Source organism: Flavonifractor plautii ATCC 29863 (genome assembly GCF_000239295.1).
Taxonomy (GTDB): domain Bacteria; phylum Bacillota; class Clostridia; order Oscillospirales; family Oscillospiraceae; genus Flavonifractor; species Flavonifractor plautii.
In genome coordinates this window covers 48,271-65,733 of the sequence record NZ_JH417807.1, presented here as the reverse complement: position 1 = coordinate 65,733, position 17,463 = coordinate 48,271, and the positions used below count along the sequence as shown (strand labels likewise).

The following is a 17,463-nucleotide window of genomic DNA, read 5'->3' as shown; positions in this document are numbered from 1 at the left end:
CTTTCCCTACACGACGCTCTTCCGATCTCCTTTGTTCAACGCTTCATAGCAGACCTGGCGCATACGGCTTTCATTCTGGATCACGGGGACTTTGATGTAGCGGAGGGTGGAACCTTGCAGCAGGACCACCCCCTCGCCCCGTCCGAATTGTCGGCCCTTGGTTTGCTCCATGTGGTCCGGCAGCAGCATTTCATAGATGGAACGCACCGCCGCACCGATGACACAGACGATACCGTAATTCAGTCTGGAGCCCGCCGGGAATGCCAGAGCGTCAGGCCGTTGGCAGGATATGGCGAGCCTGATACCCAGGGACCGGCCCAGCATCAACACCTCGCCCACCTTGTTCATGGCGGCGGCAGCCGCTTTCTTATCCTGGGCCAGCAGGTTCAGCATTTGCGCCATGTACTCGTCCCAAACCAGGGTGACAGGATTGCGGGCCGGGTCCGCCCCGGATTGACGGGCCAGCAGACGGGCGTGTACCAGGTCCAGGGCCGTCAGCGTGTCCATGTAGGTGAAGGACCGGGGGCAGCCCTTCAAGTAGGAAAAGGTATCGTCTCCCTTGTAGTCCGCAAAGTAGTATTCCCCGCCCTTGTCACGCTCGGCCAAAATGAGGCGGTAAAGGAGCTGATGCTCATGGAAGGACTTACCGGCCCCAGACATTCCAGAGAGCAGGATATGGCTGTTGCTCCTCGGGGATATGTCGATATTCACAGGACGCTTGATTCCATATTGGTTCCAGGCGTCCAGGTCATAGCCCAGCGTGATAAAATCAGAGCTCGTCATCAAGCAGGGTCCCGGGCGTGTTGCTGTCCGCCCCGGAGGCTGCCCGTTCCTTCAATGCGGCGGCCTCCGCCTCGTTGGTGATGACCATATCGACCTGGTACTTGTCCCCCAGGTCATGCACCCGGTCCACCACCAGTCCCGGCCAGCTGTCCCCCTCTGCGCTTACATAGACCTCCGGGAGCGCCATAGGCAGGTCCTTGGCGTGCAAATGCTGTTCAATGATACCTTCCAATGTCTCCCACAGCTCCTTCCGTGGGACCGTACACCCGCCTTTCCACACCAGAAAATGGTGCTTTATGATGCAGTTATTAACGATGCTGTACGGCATGGCTTTATACTCCAGGGACTCCGGGGAAAAGGGCGGGATGAGGCCGGGAAAGCATTTGCAGAGTTCATTCACAAAGGTATACATACACAGTCTCAAGGGGCGGCGGGTGAGCTTTGCGCTCCGCTCCAGGTCCGAAATACTCGGTTCCGGCCCCCTCTTTACTTCCACGTCCTTTTTGCTATAATGGACCTTAACGGCAATACCAATGCCCGGAACGATCAGCAACGGCCAGAAGCGGGCCGCAAGCCCCAGCAGGAGCAGAGCAGCCAGGGTGAGCCCCACGGTGAGCAGGAGCACCAACAGGCCGTTGACGAGGATGCGCACGGGGTCCCTCTTGTTAATGCCCTCGCCTACTTCATAGAACAGGCTGTCGAACATGCCGCTGACCAGCATGACAACGGCGACGCAAAAATTTTTCATTCGCTGTACCTTCTTTCGCTTTGATACGGAAACGGCGGGGCGCTATGCCGCCGCCGCTCCGTGCCGGGGTCAGGACTTGCCGGGATTGCCGGGGGCCGGGGTGGGGTTGAGGATGGTGATGCCCGTGGCGGTCCCACGGTACTCCACCTTGTTGAACTCCCCGCCTCGGACCTCCAATACCAGCCCGTCCAGCTTGGCCTTGATAAAGTCAAGCGCAAGATTCCGCTCGGTGACGTCCGCTTGGGTGAGGCCCCCGAGAGCGCCCGAGGGCAGGCTGATCTGGGCCAATACGCAGCCGTCCGCCCGGACCATAACGCCGATATCGTCGCTGACGGTCTCCGGGCCGTCCTTGGGCCTGCGCCGCTTCATCGGCTCTACCTGACTGATGACGGCGGGGGTCCCCAGGAATGCCTGGGCCATTTGTCCTGTGTACTCGTGTTTCATGATCGGTTCCTCCTTAGTGATGATGGGCGCCCCGGAGGGCGGCGCTGGCCGCGCCTCCAGGGTTGCTGGTTGGCTAACCGTTCAAATGGTAGTCTGCGAGGTCTAGGTCGCTCATGGCTTCCTCGATGCCGTAGCACACCCCGCCGATGGCGCGGCGGCCGTACTTGAATCGGCCCATGTCAGCCTCTGCCAAGAGATGAAGAGCGTCAACTAAGCATCTGACGTCCCGCGATACTACATCCAACGTCAGCAAGGCCTTCGCTTCCACCTGCTTGGTCTGTTCTTCTGCGGTCAAAGAAAACACCTCCTTTCCGCCCCAGACTGGGGGGAGGAACAGGGGAACCTTGCGGCAGTCAATGTCGGAAAATTCCCTTGTTGCAGATTTAAGATACCACACAAATTCTGGTCAGTAACCGTCACCTAGTATTTAAAAAATATCGTCTGACACATTGAGAAAAGTGGTGTGCGCTATGAGTGTCAAAGAAAGAGCCGCCTTGAAACCTTGGCGGCAAGACAACGTCATCATGAATGAAATGGAGGTGCTGATAACTGACTTTGGTTTTAATCTGAATCAGTTTGTGGAATATGCCTGTAAAATGGATATTTCTATCTTTAGTCCTACAAAGGGAGCTCTGGAGAGGTCCAACGTCTATCAATACTTCAAAGACCGTCCTGTCCCGCTGTATGCTCTATGGAAGCTGGCAAACCATCTTCGGGTCTTTGAAATAGAAATTCCTCCCGAAGACCAAAGGCTGGAGGAGTACCAAGACAGGGCTAAACGCATACAGGACGAGGTATTTCAATATATCCTTGAAAATAGAAGCAGCCCACACACTCTGCGCCCTGTCATAAGGGATATTTTTTAACCATTGACGGTTTTGGATTTAGAGCATTTTTTTGATGGGCTCTATCGCTTCAGCTTCTCGGAACGTGTATGGGCATTTTGGCTTTGCTATGCCTGTCTGCACCGTGACGCACAAGAAGATATACTTGAACTAATGGCGGAAGCTCGTATTGCCCCGAAAGACCATACCCGGTATTTAATGGAACTCCACAATTGGGAACGTGATGTAAATGCTCCCATTGTTTTGAAGGTAAAAAAGGCTTTGGAACGGTATTACGCCCCATCAAAAAACAACACGGAAGAAGAACGCCGTAAAAAACTGATCGATACTTTTACTGACATAGTACAAGACTACCCATACCCCTGTGGCTGTGATGATATTATCGTCCATATTATGGAGCGGACAGAACACAATTTAGACTTTGATGACTGGACCGTCCTCTCCACTTATAAAATGTTGTGTGCTACGCTCGATATGGAGCAACAGCAGAGGATCGACCAGGCGATGGTTTCGTATATAACTGACAAAAGCTCGCTCAATGTAAAGTGCCCGGCTAAATTGGCGAGAGAATATTATTTAAGGTTTCATAGTAGCAACAGCTTATAACCTTATGAAAAAGCGGCTGGCGGTTGGACCGTCAGCCGTTTTATATTCTGCCAGGGAGGGCATCACAGGCCAGCGATATACCTTGCGTCTGGCCGGTGCACGTGGTAAAATGGAGAAAACTGTCGAATTTTAGTATCCATAGGAGGGATCTTCAAAATGGAAAAGAAACGATTTCTAGCCGGTGCCATGAGCATCGCTTTGGCGGTCACTATGTTCTCAACCACCGCCTTTGCGGCCTCCGTGAAGTTCACCGATGTGCCCGACAGCCACTGGGCTTCCTCCTCCATCACCGAGATGGCCGACAAGGGCATCATGTCCGGCATTGGCAACAACCTCTTTGCTCCCTCCAACACGCTTACAGGGGCGGAATTCGTCACCATGATCGTCCGCCACTTCTATGCGGACAAGCTGGGCACCGAAGGCGAGAAGTGGTACTCCGAGTTCATGGACGCTGCCAAGAGCGCCAACATCCTGACTGGCACCAACGTCACTGCCGAGGGTACCATCAACCGCTATGACATGGCCCAGCTGATGTACAACGTCCTCAAGGCTGAGGGTATCACTACATCCTCCCTTTCTGACACCTCCAAGGTGGCCGACTGGGCCTCTGTTCCTTCCATCTACCGTGATGCTGTCTCCGTCTGCTACAATATGGGCATGCTCACCGGCGTGGACAATAAGGGCACCTTCAATGGTACCGGGGTCATGGACCGTGCCCAGGCCGCTGTGGTCATGGATCGCCTCCTTGAAGTCTGCTCCGGTGGCACACCCTCTACTCCTGAAAAGCCTGCAGGCTCTCTGACCCTGACCAACGATAACATCCTCTACATTAAGGGTGACGGCTCTAAGTATGAGAACGGAGTCTTCCATCTATACAACTCCGGTTTCGAGGGCACAGGTGGCTGGATTTATTTTGATAATACTGGATATTCAACCTTAACGCTCACTGTGTCGGTTCACGATGTGGAGCATAGGGTGACTGTAAATAGCGCCGACAGTATGATTAGTAACGATCAGCGGCTCAATGCGATTCAGGATCCAGATACTACGAAAACATACTCTGTAGATATCTCAGGGATTAAGCGGGTAACGATCGGGGTTAGCTACGGAAGAACATGTGATGCCGAAGTTTCCAACATCTATCTCAGTTAACCCTTAACAATCTCATATCAGGTTAGGCAGAAGAGCACGTTTCCAGTTTTGGGGACGCGCTCTTTTTGCGTTCATCATCGAAGGAGGGATTGCTATGAACAATCTCAAATCCAGGAAAGGAGGTGCCTCATTGCGGAACTTGAAGCGCTTGTTGTGCCTGCTGTTGGTGCTCACGATGCTTCCTATCAATGCCTTTGCATCAGATATCATCGTGCCGGGCAGCGGCGGTACCAGCCCAGGCTCAGGCGGTGGTGGCTCTGGTACAAAGTGGTCCTCGCCTACCAACCTCGGCCCAGGTATGCTGCTGCATGTCCAATCCTCCGAGCGGACTGTCACGTTCGACTATACTGACCCGGCAAATGTGGTGTTAGGGTGTGTGGGGACACTCCAGAACCGACACCTGGGCTGGATGTATACCAGTGTGTATGGGAGCCAACGGAGACAGGGGTTGCTCAAAAGGGGACCATGCAGGGAATCAGGCCCCGGAGGCCCGCCACGGGTCTACCCTGGGTGCTGGCTGACAAGTCCAGCAGGGCGGGGAACAAGGTAGGTCCCGCTCCATGCAATTCCCCGCCGCTGGGTTTCTGCATTCCGGGGGCTGGTCCCCGTGGGAATTGCGTCGCTCTCATGCCCTGCGGGGCATAGGACGGAGGACGAGGGACCAGAGCACAACCAGAGGAGCCAGAGCGCAGAGACCCAGCGCCAGGAGCCGTGAAGGCATAAAAAGACAGGGGGCCGACTTTCTTAGTCGGTCCCCTGTTCTCTTGTCACCACTCGCCCGTCTGCCTGTTCCGTCCTGTCACTTCTTTATAGGACACAGGCATGGAGCGCGGGGCCCTGTTTTTTCAGATCCGGCAGGCGTTCCCGCCCGGCGAGGTCACGCCGGAGGAGGCAAACAAAATCGGCTATGAAACAGCCATGCGCTGGACAAAGGGCACGTATCAGTTCTTCGTCTGCACCCACATTGACAAGAGCCACATTCACAATCACATTTATTACAACTCCACCGCCCAGGACTGTTCCCGGAAATTCCATAACTTCATCGGCTCCAGCTTTGCGGTGCGGCGGCTCTCTGACCGGGTGTGCATTGAGCACGAGCTGTCTATCATTCAAAATCCGAAGCAGCATAGCAAGGGCCGTTTTCTTCACTATAGACAATGGATCGGGGAAAAGCCACCCTCGGCCCAGCAGCGGGTGCGGCTGGGGATCGTGGCGGCTCTGGAGCAAAAGCCCGCCGACTTACTTCCCGGCGTTTCTGCGGCTCATGGAGGAGTCCGGCTTTCAAGTGAAGCATGGGCGGGGCGGCGCGATCTCGTTCCTGGCCCCTGGACAGGATAAGTACACCCGCCTGCGGGCATCCACCCTGGGCCCCGGTTTCGATCCCGATGACATCCGGGCGGCGATTGCCGGGGAACGGCCCATCCCGGAGCTGCCCCAGGACAGCCCGGCCCCGGCCCGGCGCGTCAATCTGATCATCGACATTCAAGAGCGCATGGCCCAGGGCAAGGGCTCGGCTTATGAGCGGTGGGCCAAAGTCTATAACATAAAGCAGATGGCCGCCGCGCTCCTGTATCTCCGGGAACACGATCTTATGGACTATGCGGCGCTGGCATCCAGCACCGAGGCGGCGGTGGATCGGGCTCACAAACTGGCCGGGGAGCTGCGGGACACGGAGGCCACCCTTGCCAAAACCTCCGAGCTCATGGGCGCGGTGGTGCAGTACGCAAAGACGCGGCCTGTGTTTGACGGCTACAAGGCGGCCCGGTATAGCAGAAAATATCTGGCCCAGCACGAGGCGGAGCTGGCAGACTACCGGGCGGCAAAGACGGCCATGAGTGAACTTTTGGGCGGGGCAAAGCTCCCCAAAATGGACACGCTGAAAAAGCAGCGCCGGGAGCTCTCCGAAAAGAAAAAGGCCCTTTATGCGGAATACCGCAAGGCCCAGGCGGATATGCGGCAGGCCGTGGCGGTCAAGGCGAACATTGACCATCTGCTCGGCCATACGGATAGGCGTGAAAATAAGGCCCAGGAGCGATAGCCCCGGGCCGCCGACAACAGGCGCTTGCGCCGGGACTTCTGGACAAAGTGTCCAGAAGTTCAGCGGGTTTGGGGAGCTCCACAACAAGCATTTTCACGGGTCTGCGGCCTGTGAAAATTTCGGAGTGTGGCCACACCCGAATTGCTTGCCAAAATTGCAATGCCACACGCTCTCTATATTCCACATATTTCCTTTTTTAATTTTTGAAACTACGCACAGTTTTTATGTGATATTAGTGATGCGAGGTTATATAAAACAAATTCCATCCTTGTTATAATAATTATTTTTATTAAGAGTTTTCCTAAGCAAGCGTTGTAGATGGAGGGATACCGAATGGAAGTAGAAAAAGAGCTGTGCGAATCATGGCGAGTATGGATCGACGAGAAAAATCACATTGTATCATTTCATACTACGGAAAACGGACTACCGTTAGAAATTACGAGCCGTGAACAATATCTCAAATTCATCGATGAATATTCCCAAAACTGTTACCGATTTCAGTAGCCGTCAAAAGCAAAAATTTTTGAAACCTAGCATCAAAATGGTGTGATATTATAAGCGAAAGCAGCTTTCAAAGACAGTTAGGAGCCTTTCTTATGAGAGAAGATGCCATATTGCATAAAATGCAAACCGGTGATCCGTCTGGGCTAGAGTCACTTATGGATATTTACATACCTTATGTTTCTACTGTGGTATGGAATATTCTTCGCGGTGCTATGTCCCAGGAGGACGGAGAGGAGGTCGTATCAGATGTATTTCTGGCTGCATGGCAGCAATCATCCGAATTGAAACCGGGTTTTGTAAAAGGGTGGCTTGCTGCCGTTGCGAGAAATAAAGCCAAAAACAAGTTACGGAAGATGGGAAAGACTCTTCCGCTAGAAGATGATTTTCTTGATATTCCCGGCCCCAATGACCCGCTGAATGATGTTGAGCAGGCCGAGGAGCAACGGCTCGTTCGTAAAGCAATCCAATCGTTGCCAGAACAAGATCAAGAGATTTTTTTACGATATTATTACTACGCTCAAACGATTCAAGAAATCTCCCTTAGCATGGCAATCAATGAATCAACCATCAAAACCAGGCTAAGAAGAGGTCGCGCAAAACTAAAAGAAATACTGACGAGGAAGGGATTTGTTAATGAAGCGTAATATTTCCGATTTGCTGGATTCATACCCGGTGGAGGGTTTGGATTTGGGCATTACTACTCCTTACTCCTCGTCACGGATTAAGGAGTTAACTATGAATAAAGTATCAATGAATAAACCGCGGAAACACATCCGTCCACTTCGTTTTTTGGCGGTTGCAGCAATCATTTCTACACTTACTGTTTCTGCGTTGGCAGTTGGTCATGTACTCGGTGCGGGAGCGCTGCTTCAAAATTTCTTTGCTGAAAAGAATGGCTCTCTTTCGGATGGCCAGATTCAGGTCATTGACCAGATGGGAAAGACTTTTGAGAATGGTGTAACCAGCAACGGCACAACCATTACACCTATTGTAGCTCTGGCCGACGAAAACGTTTACTATCTCCGCCTCCAGATCAAGGCACCGGAAGATGTGATTCTGCCCGATTATGATAGCAAGACAGATGGATGCTACCAGCTTTTTGGGCCTGGTGAAGCATTGGAGCTTACCTTTGAGGATGGTGCCTATTCCGATAGTGGTTACATCCTCAAATGTGATTGGCTCCCTGATGAAAATCCCCAGGATAATTTGAAAGAAGGTGTTATCTGGATTGGAACTCAAACCGGAACCGATGTCCGTTTCAATGACGAGGTGTCCAAGCAGCTTACACTTCATGGGCTATGGCTTCAGACTCCCGAAAAGGAATATACTCAAATTCTGAGTGGAGAGTTTTCCTTCGACATTACCCTTTATAATGATACCGAGATACTCTCGCTGGATACGGCTGGCCTGACCTGGACGGATGAAGAATATGGATATACCAGTACGCTGGAGAACCTGACTCTTTCTCCTTTGAGCCTTACTTTCAGTTACTCCGCTACAGAACCTAACAACAACCGCATTGTTCCGTATGTCGGTCCCTTGGAAGTTGTCTTAAAGGACGGCTCCACAGTAGCTATTAGTGAGAGTGCGGGTATGGAAGGCATGGAGTATTATGTGTTCGCCGCTCCGTTGGATCTGTCTCAGGTAGACTATGTGAAATACGGAAATCATCAAATCTCGATCGAAGCCAACTAACCTTTTGAGGGTATGTATATTTCGTCTGATAGATCCCGCCGATTAACGCAGAGACACGACGGAATAGAACCAGTAAAAAACGATCAACAAGGCTCACTGTGGGTTTGCTGCCCAATTTGTGGTGGAAAGACACGAACAAAAATATATGCAGATACTGTCCTTGTGAAATTCCCCCTTTACTGCCCTAAATGTAAAAAGGAAATCAGGGTAGATGTCGTACAACTGAAAATGGTAGTAAACAAAGAGCCTGACACTTAGGCATGAAGAGCCTGCTTCCCCAATATAAGGGATGCAAGCTCTCTTTTTTATGATTAGCCAACCGTAGCAGCTGTTTTTGATCTCAATACAGACAGAATAGACTCTATCGCAGGTGCTAAAGCCGTTGCTTCTTCTTCACTACATTCTTCTATCAAGAAGCGCAACCGGCGAATTGCTGGACTTTCACGACGCATTTCTGGATAGAAAATCTCTCTGGAGTCCATTTTCAACACACGCACAAGAGGGAAGAGCACTTCCATTTTAGGATTGCCTTTATAGTTCTCTATGTTCAGTACTGTACGCACATCAATATCTGCCGCTTCTGCAACTTGATTCTGTGTGAAACCAAGTTCAGCTCGCGCACGCTTTACTGCGTCGCCTAAAGGCCTAGAATAAGATTGCATTATAATTCACCTCAAAAATATTTTACAATACACTCTTTTCTGACTAAATTCATCACAGTGCGCCTTTTTTAGGTATTACAATTTATTTGTTTGGTGAAGGGAGGTTTCGATGAATCCTAGGCCACTTTGGTTTTCTGAGTTGTCGAATGTGAATTTCAATGTTGCATAGAAGTTCGGTACGGAAAACAAAGTGTACTGCGATTCATATCAAGAAAAGAGAAACGAGTTGAGTTTCGATGCCGCTCTCCACCTTCCCCCGTTCAGATTGCCATTCATCCCCTAACCATCTGAACGGAGGAATTACAAATGACGACCATCAATCTGAAAGACTTTTACCCGTGGTACACCCACGACGAATACATAGAGGTTTCCGATGAAGTGGCCGAGGAACTCATAGCCAGCAAGCGGCGTGAGGCCGCCCATGCGGAACGAGTACGCTACAACAAGGCGTTCTACTCCCTGGATTGTGATGATGGGATCGAATACTCCGCTTGCCTGCACGAGCCCAGTCCCCAGGAGCTTATGGATCGCAAGGAGCTGTTTTTCCGGCTGTGGAACGCCCTCAACTCCCTGCCGGAGCTCCAGGGCCGCCGCGTGGACGCTCATTTGATCCTGGGAAAGAGCTACCGTCAGATTGCCCGTGAGGAGGGCGTAGACAAAAGCGCCGTCCGGCACTCGGTAGAGAGCGGTATCAAGCAGATGAAAAAATATTTGCAGGAAAATTTCTAACTGCCATCTCCATTTGTCCCCCTTTTTCTGGTGGTATATGAGAGGAAGTTCCTCTCAACAAAGGGACACCGGGGCCCCTGATATAGCACGGGGAGCTCAGCGGTGGGTGTCTGACACCAGCGCCGCAAGTGGGACAGGCCATCCCACGGCCACGATCCGCCGGGTCAGGTTGGCCGCCTGACTGTCCGGGCCGCCGCCCCTTTGTGCGGGGCCGTCGCGCCGAGTATTGCTGTCTAACGACAGGCCAAGAAAATGAGTGCGGCGGCCCCATCTTTAGACCTATGGATACTTTGTCCAGAAGTGAGGCAAGGAACAGGGCCAGCATCAGGAACGGTGCTGGCCCTGTTCGTTTCCCCACGGGACAACGGGGAGTTTGTCCGTGTCAGTCCATCCATGAGAGAGGAGGCCGTATATGCCAAAGTCAAATGCCGTTTTTGCCATTGATGGGTTTGAAATATCCGCCACCTTTGCGGAGTCACAAAACACCGTGGCCATTGGGCAGGTCAAGCAGATTTTGCTCTCGTCCTTTGTGGCGCAGACCACATCCACCCGGCCCGGAGTCATCCTTGTCAAGCCCTCGGAACAGAGGGATAATAATGGTGGGGGTAGTCCCTATGCACCTTGACAAGTTCAAAAATCCTGCGTACGAAAAGCCTCTTTTCACCTGCCTAAATGACATTTGAAAGGATGGCTTATACATGGAAAATCAAATGATAACTGGCACTCGCGTTGACTGTTTATACCGGGTGTCTACCGATAAGCAGGTGGATCACAACGATAAAAACCAGGCCGACATTCCCATGCAGTGGAAAGCCTGCCACGCCTTTTGCGAGAAAATGGGCTGGACGATTGTTCACGAGGAACAGGAGGATGGCGTTTCCGGCCATAAGGTACGGGCGGAAAACCGGGACAAGCTACAAATCATCAAGGAACGGGCCCGGCAGGGCAAGTTTGATATTCTGCTGGTGTTCATGTTTGACCGCATCGGGCGGATCGCAGACGAAACGCCCTTTGTGGTGGAATGGTTCGTCAAGAACGGCGTCCGGGTTTGGAGTACCCAGGAGGGTGAGCAGCGGTTTGACAATCACACCGACAAGCTCACCAACTACATCCGCTTCTGGCAGGCGGACGGCGAAAGCGAAAAAACCTCCATCCGTACCAAAACCGCTCTGGGGTAGCTTGTGGAGGATGGAGGCTTCAAGGGTGGCGTCGCCCCCTATGGCTATGACCTTTTGAAAAGCGGGCGGGTGAACAAGCGCAAGCACGAGGTTTACGAGCTGGCCCTCAGCGAAACCGAGGCCGCTGTCGTCCGCATTGTCTTTGATAAGTATGTACACGAGGGCTACGGAGCCCAGCGGATCGCCACCTACATTAAATAACCAGGGCTACCGGGCCCGCAGCGGCAAGATGTGGCATCACGCCACCATCCGGGGTATCATCTGTAACCTGACCTATACAGACGTACTCCGCAGCGGTGAGAGCCGTTCCAAGGTGCTCCCGCATTTACAGATTATTGAACCGGAGTTATTTGAGGCCGCTCAGCGCATCCGCACAAACCGGGCCAACGCTGCCGAAAAGGAACGCACTGTTCCCCGCAACATTGGCGGGCAGTCCCTCTTGTCTGGAAATGTCTTTTGCGGCCATTGTGGAGCAAGGCTCACTCTCACCACCAGCGGGAAGGCATACCCTTGTAAAGACGATCCCCGCCGGGTGATCAAGCGGGTGCGGTATATCTGCTATGGTAAAACCCGCAAACAGACAGACTGTGACGGGCAGACGGGCTACACGGCCCATATTCTGGATGGGATCATTGATAAGATGGTACGTCAGATTTTTGAGCGCATGAAAGCAATCCCTAAAAGCGAGATTGTCAACACTCGTTACCGTGAAAAAATGGAGGAGCGGAAACGGTTGCTTCAAAGTGTCCGGGCGGAGCACGTCAAAGCTGCCGTTGAATTAGATATGCTGAAAGCAGAGGTCATCAAGGCCCTGCGCGGGGAAAGCGCCTTTTCCAAAGACCTGCTGGGCTCTATGGTGTCCGAAGCCGAGGCCAAGTGCACCGAGCTCCAAAAGCAGTTTGAAGCGGCCCAGGCCGCCTATGAGGAAGGGCAAACTGTCCTGAGCTCTCTGGAGGCTCAATATGACGACATCATTTCTTGGGCGGATATGTATGACAGCGCCAGCCTGGAGGCAAAGAAAATGATCGTCAAATGCCTAATCAAGCGGGTGGAGGTTTGCCGGGACTATAAGCTGCACATCGACTTTAATATTGACTTTGAGCAGTTCAACGGCGGCCTGGACATAGTGACCTTTGCTGCATAAACAAAAATCCGCTTCCTTGCGGAAACGGATTTCTGACTTGTGCCTCTCATGGTGGAGATAAGCGGGATCGAACCGCTGACCTCTTGAATGCCATTCAAGCGCTCTCCCAGCTGAGCTATACCCCCATATATGGGAGAGGCACAAGATTTCGATTTTCAATTTTGGTGAGGGGTGCTAGTACACGCTTGTACCAGGCTCCCAGCTGAGCTATACCCCTATGTTCAATTTTTGCTGTTTTGCTGACCGAACGAATTGTATTTTAGCAGAGTATTACCCATTTGTCAACTACTTTTTTGTTTTTTTGCCAATAGAGCGAGAAGAGCGAGAGTTCTTTGTAATTTGGGAGTTGAGCGCTATAGTGGACTATTATAAGCAGGCATAATCAAAAATAAATATCGTTTTGCTGGAGTCTCTAAGAGTGCCGTTCCAATTTTTAGCCCTTGGGAGATGCAGGGCACATATTTTAGACTTGTTCAAAAGAGGGGGGCGGTTCAGGTTGCGTGCGTCAAAAAGATAGATGCTATTATTAATTGCAAACATAGTACGAAGTATTCAATTTGCGTGATGCTCTCACTTTTATACGCCGTCCACACAGCTTACCTAAATGAATTTGTAAAAAAGCGAAAAAAGTAGTTGACAAATGGGTAATACTCTGCTAAAATACAATTCGTTCGGTCAGCAAAACAGCAAAAATTGAACATGGGGGTATAGCTCAGCTGGGAGCGCAAGCAACCGGGTATGCTCCCCCGCAACGGAGAGTAAAGTCAAAAAATTGAATAGCTCAGAAATCCAGCAAAATCAAGGGTTTCTGGCAACATGGGGGTATAGCTCAGCTGGGAGAGCGCTTGAATGGCATTCAAGAGGTCAGCGGTTCGATCCCGCTTATCTCCACCAAAAACAATGACTCACACAGACCAAATGTGTGAGTCATTGTTCTATCCATACGAAAACACAAAGAGGACGGACACCTGATTCCCTTCCCCCGGAGAAAAACCAATATAGTTATTGAAGCGGAGATTCGATGATAGAATCTCCGCTTTTTTGTTGTCGTCCCAACAGATAAAAAAGAAATGAGGTTTAACCATTGAAAAAATTTTTTGAAGAACTTTCCCGGCGCCTGAGAGAAGGCGGAGTTGAATCATCCAATGTAGAGGATAGGCGGCTGGAGATTTTCCTCCATGGTCAGCCTGTCCTCTTTGTTTCTCCAGGAAACGATGTGTTCCTTTTTCCTGCCGGAAGCAATAATCCGGAGGCCAGTGAATTGTACCACAGAGTCGCACAGACCGCAGATGAAGTGTACACTTATGTTGAGGCGGTTCAAACTGCGCCCACCCTTCATATCAGCGGTCTGAGCGAAAAATTCCATCTGCTGGCGGATTTTGGCGGCGCAGTGCTGGCTGGCCGGGAGTTGGAAAATGGCAGGGGCTATCAGTTTGTCACTTGGATCTGGGACTATAACAGAACCGGCGTGAGCTACGGACATTATTATGATGAAGATTTTTGCGGGGCCAAGCAGGATTTTGCCGTCCGCTCTGGGCTGATCTCCAAGACCCAGCTTTTCTCACCGGAGGAGCTAACTGAACTCTACCGGGCCACAGACTACCTGCTGGATGAAGGCCCAGAGCTGGAAGATGGACACCTCAAAGCCATGCAGACCGCAAGGACAAAGATCGAATACACTGTCCCAGATCTGGCGGACAGACTGGAGCAGGGACAAGCACAGGAGCCACAAATTGATATGTGACATCAGAAAAAGCGGGAGCCGCATCTGCACACACTGTGCAGCATAAGCGGCTCCCGCTTTTTTGCTTTGAAAGAAGGAGTGTGCCATGACAAGATATTTCGCTCAGAATACCCCTCGAGCTGGTCTGGAGCATATGATGATGAGCGTCCCTGGCTTCCAGAAGCGCGGCGGCGGGATGATGATCCTCAGCCGCTTCTGCTACAAGCCGGAGGATGTGGATTGCCGGTACTGCCTGCATTACCGCCGCCGATCCTGTCAAGTCCGCACCTGTCCGTATATCGCGGAGCGGTTGAAGTCCGGCGCGATTGAGTACCTGGATTTGATTCTGGAATATTTCGGACACATCCCTCATGCCGGCCTGCACAAGAGGATTCAGGCTGTGGAACACTGGAGCGGGCCGGATCAGGCAGTCCTGCACACAGTGTCCGTCCACCTCAGAAGCCGCTTTGCGGACAGGGTATGGGATGATGCGCCTCCTGGCTATCTGGCGGCGCTCTATCTTCTCGCCTCAAAGGAGCGACTCTGGCAACCGGCGCTCCCCGCTCTTTCACACGATTCCATTGATTTCAGCCGCATCGTATCCAAACCCCATGGATTTGCGATACAGGATTACCCCATCTTTTATTCCGCCAGACGGCTGTATGACCTGAAGTCACCCATGGAGGCAGAAGATTTGGCACACCCAAAACTGGTGAGTGATCTGGACTTCCACAATATTATTTACGCAACCATGATTGCCAGATATGGAAAGGCGGTCATGGATGCGAGTAAGGAGGCACCAGAATGGGCTATGTGCTGAAAGCGGTACTGAGCAGCGCTCAGCACCCGGAATATGGGCAGATTACGGTTCCATTCCCTATCCCCGATGAGAAATATGACCGCATGATCGAACTGCTGGAGCCATTGGAAATCGGTGACGCGCTCCGGCAGGATTGCCGGGTGGATGAACTGGACAGCTTCTATACCGTACTGAACAGGCTGGTTGGCTCATTGGTCAATTTTGATGAGCTGGACTATCTGGCCAAACGGCTGGACAGTTTTGATGACGGTGAGGCTGCCCAGTTCCAGGGAATGGCCTGCAAATTGGGCGTCTCAAATATAAAGGATTTCATCAATCTGACCTTTTGCTGCCAGCAGGCCACGGTCATCACAGACTTCTCCGACCTGGACGCCATTGGGCGGCAGCACTACATGACGATGCAGGGTGGGGGCTGCAGAATCGAGGAGCTCGAGCGGCTGGATGGCCGCAAGTTCGCTCTGGACCTGATCCTCAATCATCTTGAGGGAAGGATTACCCCTTATGGCGTGGTCTATGATAACGGGATGAAACTGGAGCAGCTCTATGACGGCCGCCACTTCCCCTGTTACCACTACCAGCCGAATCTGCTGGCGGTAGGGCTTTCCTCCCGGCAAGAGCCGGAAAATACAGATCAAATCACTTGGCTGCTCCTGCCCTGCTCCGAGCAACAGCTCCAGCGTGGAATTGCACGCTCAGGCGTTAACATCCACGATGCCCGCATCTGGTATGAGGACAGTCTGCTTCCATCCGAGGTGGAGGAGGTCCTGGAGGGACAACGGGAGGATCTATTCGCGCTGAATGATATGGCGACGGCCATCGCTGCACTGTCTGATTTGGAACAGAAAAAGTTGACGGCGGTCATGGAGATGGCCAAGCCGGAGTGTGCCAGCGAGATACGCGAACTGGCCAAAAATCTGGAGCTGTTTGAGTTTGCACCCAAAGTCCGCACTCCCGCCGAATATGGCAGATACATGATCCAGGACTCCGGCCATTATGAATATGACCCCAATCTGGAGGAGTTCTATGATTATGAGCGTTACGGCAAACTCCGTATGGAGAAGGAAACAGGAGCCTTCACGGAGAAAGGATATGTGGCCTACTGTGGCACATTGACATTGGGGGAGCTGATGGCCGGCGGTCCGGCAGAGCAGCACCAGCGGGAACAGGAATTTCAGATGGGAGGAATGTAACGATGATTCTGTTGACTCTGAGCCGGGGAAAAGGAGAAGAAACTGTCCGTCTGCAACTGCCCGCCAGTCCCGCTGAGATTGGGGAGGCATTTGCCTTCCTGGACAGAATCAGCCTCGATACCACAGCCACCGCCATCCTGGATGTGAGCAGCAATGTACCGGTCCTTTACCGATGCCTGTACGATGTGGATGTAGAAGATTCGGAGCAGTTTCAAAAACTACAAAAACTGGCGGAACGCACAGAGGCACTTTCTCCGGCGAAAGCCGCCATCTTTTCCGGGGCATTGGATGCGGAGTGTGTCTGGAACTTGGAGGGGGCCCTTACTGTGGCGGACAGGCTGGATGAGTATATGCTCGTCAACAATGTGTCGTCTGATTCAGAATTGGGCATCTACCTTGTGAACAAAGGGATCACACCATTTCCGGATCGCTTCAAGCCCTATATCAATTATGCCCGTGTGGGGGCTGAATATCGGGAAAAGCATGGAGGAGAATATTCCAGCGGCAATTATGTGCAGAAAAAGACACCTGAACTTTTGGAGAACGAGAGATTGGACGGCGTTTTCCGGATATGGATGGAAAACCCCTGCCCTGTTCGTGTACAGAGCGAAACAGCGCAGATCACTCTGCCTGCGACCTTTGAGCAATTGGAGAGCGCCAGACAACTTCTGGGAGTGGACAGCCTCAATATGGCGAAACTCACTCGGGTGGAGGCCCTGCGGCCTTATCTGGGGGAATATCTTCCTCTCCAGGGGATGGATCTGAGACTGGAGCAATTGGACGAGTTGGCGGAAAATATCCGGATAATGGATCAGGAGGATGGCGCATTGCTGAAATACCTCTCTGTCCTTGAGGTGGAACAGCCGGCAACGCTCCAGGAGGCTTTGAGGTTTTCCATCGAACTGGATGACTACGAGCGTGTACCGGACGATCCGGAGGAATATGGCAAGCAGGTGTTGGAGCGGATCGGGGCGGACGAGGAGCTGATCTCTACCCTCGATGGCTTTACGGATTTCGAAGCAATGGGCAACTTTTATATGCGGGAGGATGGTGTGAGAAGGACCGAATTTGGCCTGCTCCGAAAGCTCAGTGATCCGTTCCCTGAAGTACAAGATGGGTTGCAGATGCATTAATCCCTGTACGCAGATACAAGATACGCTGTGGAACCAGCACGAGTGGGAAAACACTGTGAATATGGGAGG

The 17,463-nt window shown here is 52.1% G+C and carries 18 protein-coding genes, 2 tRNA genes and 1 pseudogene; 17 read left to right on the top strand and 4 right to left on the bottom strand.

What is annotated here, in order from left to right; all coding sequences use genetic code 11:
• Positions 1 to 769: 769 nt before the first annotated feature.
• Entirely contained in the window at positions 770 to 1,531 is a 762-nt protein-coding gene (locus HMPREF0372_RS12445) for a hypothetical protein (protein ID WP_007492972.1), read from the bottom strand.
• A gap of 69 nt (positions 1,532 to 1,600) precedes the next feature.
• Positions 1,601 to 1,975, bottom strand: a complete 375-nt coding sequence (locus tag HMPREF0372_RS12440; protein WP_007492970.1) for a hypothetical protein — start codon at positions 1,973 to 1,975, stop codon at positions 1,601 to 1,603.
• A gap of 470 nt (positions 1,976 to 2,445) precedes the next feature.
• On the opposite strand from HMPREF0372_RS12440, the gene HMPREF0372_RS12430 reads away from it, so the two are divergent.
• From HMPREF0372_RS12430 to HMPREF0372_RS19280, 7 genes and pseudogenes are all read left to right on the top strand, one after another.
• A complete protein-coding gene (locus HMPREF0372_RS12430; RefSeq protein WP_007492966.1) occupies positions 2,446 to 2,841 on the top strand; it encodes a hypothetical protein in 396 nt (131 codons plus the stop codon).
• Positions 2,842 to 2,844: 3 nt separating this feature from the next.
• A complete protein-coding gene (locus HMPREF0372_RS12425; RefSeq protein WP_155117025.1) occupies positions 2,845 to 3,426 on the top strand; it encodes a hypothetical protein in 582 nt (193 codons plus the stop codon).
• A gap of 156 nt (positions 3,427 to 3,582) precedes the next feature.
• Entirely contained in the window at positions 3,583 to 4,578 is a 996-nt protein-coding gene (locus HMPREF0372_RS12420; protein ID WP_007492961.1) for an S-layer homology domain-containing protein, read from the top strand.
• 822 nt (positions 4,579 to 5,400) lie between these two features.
• Positions 5,401 to 6,616: pseudogene (locus tag HMPREF0372_RS12415) on the top strand (relaxase/mobilization nuclease domain-containing protein); the annotation flags it as partial.
• A 596-nt stretch (positions 6,617 to 7,212) separates the two neighbouring features.
• Positions 7,213 to 7,764, top strand: coding sequence for an RNA polymerase sigma factor (locus HMPREF0372_RS12410; protein WP_007492956.1), 552 nt, complete (start codon positions 7,213 to 7,215; stop codon positions 7,762 to 7,764).
• Positions 7,754 to 8,815: a hypothetical protein gene (locus HMPREF0372_RS12405; RefSeq protein WP_007492954.1), complete on the top strand. Its 1,062-nt coding sequence runs from the start codon at positions 7,754 to 7,756 to the stop codon at positions 8,813 to 8,815. Before HMPREF0372_RS12410 ends, HMPREF0372_RS12405 begins: the two co-directional genes overlap by 11 nt.
• Positions 8,816 to 8,827: 12 nt before the next feature.
• On the top strand, positions 8,828 to 9,073 hold the full coding sequence (locus HMPREF0372_RS19280) for a cysteine-rich KTR domain-containing protein (RefSeq protein WP_007492951.1): 246 nt from the start codon (positions 8,828 to 8,830) through the stop codon (positions 9,071 to 9,073).
• Positions 9,074 to 9,126: 53 nt separating this feature from the next.
• Here the strand turns inward: HMPREF0372_RS19280 and HMPREF0372_RS19275 are convergent, their stop codons facing one another.
• Positions 9,127 to 9,477 (bottom strand): helix-turn-helix transcriptional regulator, encoded by a 351-nt coding sequence (locus HMPREF0372_RS19275; protein ID WP_007492950.1) that lies wholly within the window; start codon positions 9,475 to 9,477, stop codon positions 9,127 to 9,129.
• Between the two features lie 306 nt (positions 9,478 to 9,783).
• Between HMPREF0372_RS19275 and HMPREF0372_RS12400 the strand changes: the two genes are divergently transcribed.
• From HMPREF0372_RS12400 to HMPREF0372_RS20710, 5 genes are all read left to right on the top strand, one after another.
• Positions 9,784 to 10,206, top strand: coding sequence for a sigma factor-like helix-turn-helix DNA-binding protein (locus tag HMPREF0372_RS12400; RefSeq protein ID WP_007492948.1), 423 nt, complete (start codon positions 9,784 to 9,786; stop codon positions 10,204 to 10,206).
• 412 nt (positions 10,207 to 10,618) lie between these two features.
• The gene (locus tag HMPREF0372_RS12395; protein ID WP_007492942.1) at positions 10,619 to 10,831 is read left to right on the top strand and encodes a hypothetical protein; all 213 of its coding nucleotides are present in this window, start codon (positions 10,619 to 10,621) and stop codon (positions 10,829 to 10,831) included.
• A 73-nt stretch (positions 10,832 to 10,904) separates the two neighbouring features.
• Entirely contained in the window at positions 10,905 to 11,384 is a 480-nt protein-coding gene (locus HMPREF0372_RS20720) for a recombinase family protein (RefSeq protein ID WP_007492939.1), read from the top strand.
• A 3-nt stretch (positions 11,385 to 11,387) separates the two neighbouring features.
• The gene (locus HMPREF0372_RS20715; protein WP_007492937.1) at positions 11,388 to 11,585 is read left to right on the top strand and encodes a hypothetical protein; all 198 of its coding nucleotides are present in this window, start codon (positions 11,388 to 11,390) and stop codon (positions 11,583 to 11,585) included.
• A gap of 28 nt (positions 11,586 to 11,613) precedes the next feature.
• On the top strand, positions 11,614 to 12,528 hold the full coding sequence (locus tag HMPREF0372_RS20710; RefSeq protein ID WP_007492935.1) for a recombinase zinc beta ribbon domain-containing protein: 915 nt from the start codon (positions 11,614 to 11,616) through the stop codon (positions 12,526 to 12,528).
• A gap of 49 nt (positions 12,529 to 12,577) precedes the next feature.
• On the opposite strand, the gene HMPREF0372_RS12385 is transcribed toward HMPREF0372_RS20710, so the two are convergent.
• A tRNA-Ala gene (locus tag HMPREF0372_RS12385) sits at positions 12,578 to 12,653 on the bottom strand.
• 693 nt (positions 12,654 to 13,346) lie between these two features.
• Here HMPREF0372_RS12385 and HMPREF0372_RS12380 point away from each other — a divergent pair.
• The 5 genes from HMPREF0372_RS12380 to HMPREF0372_RS12360 all read left to right on the top strand — a co-directional run bounded on the left by HMPREF0372_RS12380 (position 13,347) and on the right by HMPREF0372_RS12360 (position 17,394).
• Positions 13,347 to 13,422: transfer RNA gene (locus tag HMPREF0372_RS12380), tRNA-Ala, on the top strand.
• A gap of 190 nt (positions 13,423 to 13,612) precedes the next feature.
• The gene (locus tag HMPREF0372_RS12375; protein WP_039997436.1) at positions 13,613 to 14,272 is read left to right on the top strand and encodes a hypothetical protein; all 660 of its coding nucleotides are present in this window, start codon (positions 13,613 to 13,615) and stop codon (positions 14,270 to 14,272) included.
• A gap of 85 nt (positions 14,273 to 14,357) precedes the next feature.
• Entirely contained in the window at positions 14,358 to 15,071 is a 714-nt protein-coding gene (locus tag HMPREF0372_RS12370) for a hypothetical protein (RefSeq protein ID WP_006874038.1), read from the top strand.
• Positions 15,056 to 16,261: an antirestriction protein ArdA gene (locus tag HMPREF0372_RS12365; RefSeq protein WP_007492920.1), complete on the top strand. Its 1,206-nt coding sequence runs from the start codon at positions 15,056 to 15,058 to the stop codon at positions 16,259 to 16,261. The genes HMPREF0372_RS12370 and HMPREF0372_RS12365 overlap by 16 nt, the downstream gene beginning before the upstream one ends.
• 2 nt (positions 16,262 to 16,263) lie before the next feature.
• Positions 16,264 to 17,394 (top strand): DUF6329 domain-containing protein, encoded by a 1,131-nt coding sequence (locus HMPREF0372_RS12360; RefSeq protein WP_007492918.1) that lies wholly within the window; start codon positions 16,264 to 16,266, stop codon positions 17,392 to 17,394.
• Positions 17,395 to 17,463: the final 69 nt, after the last annotated feature.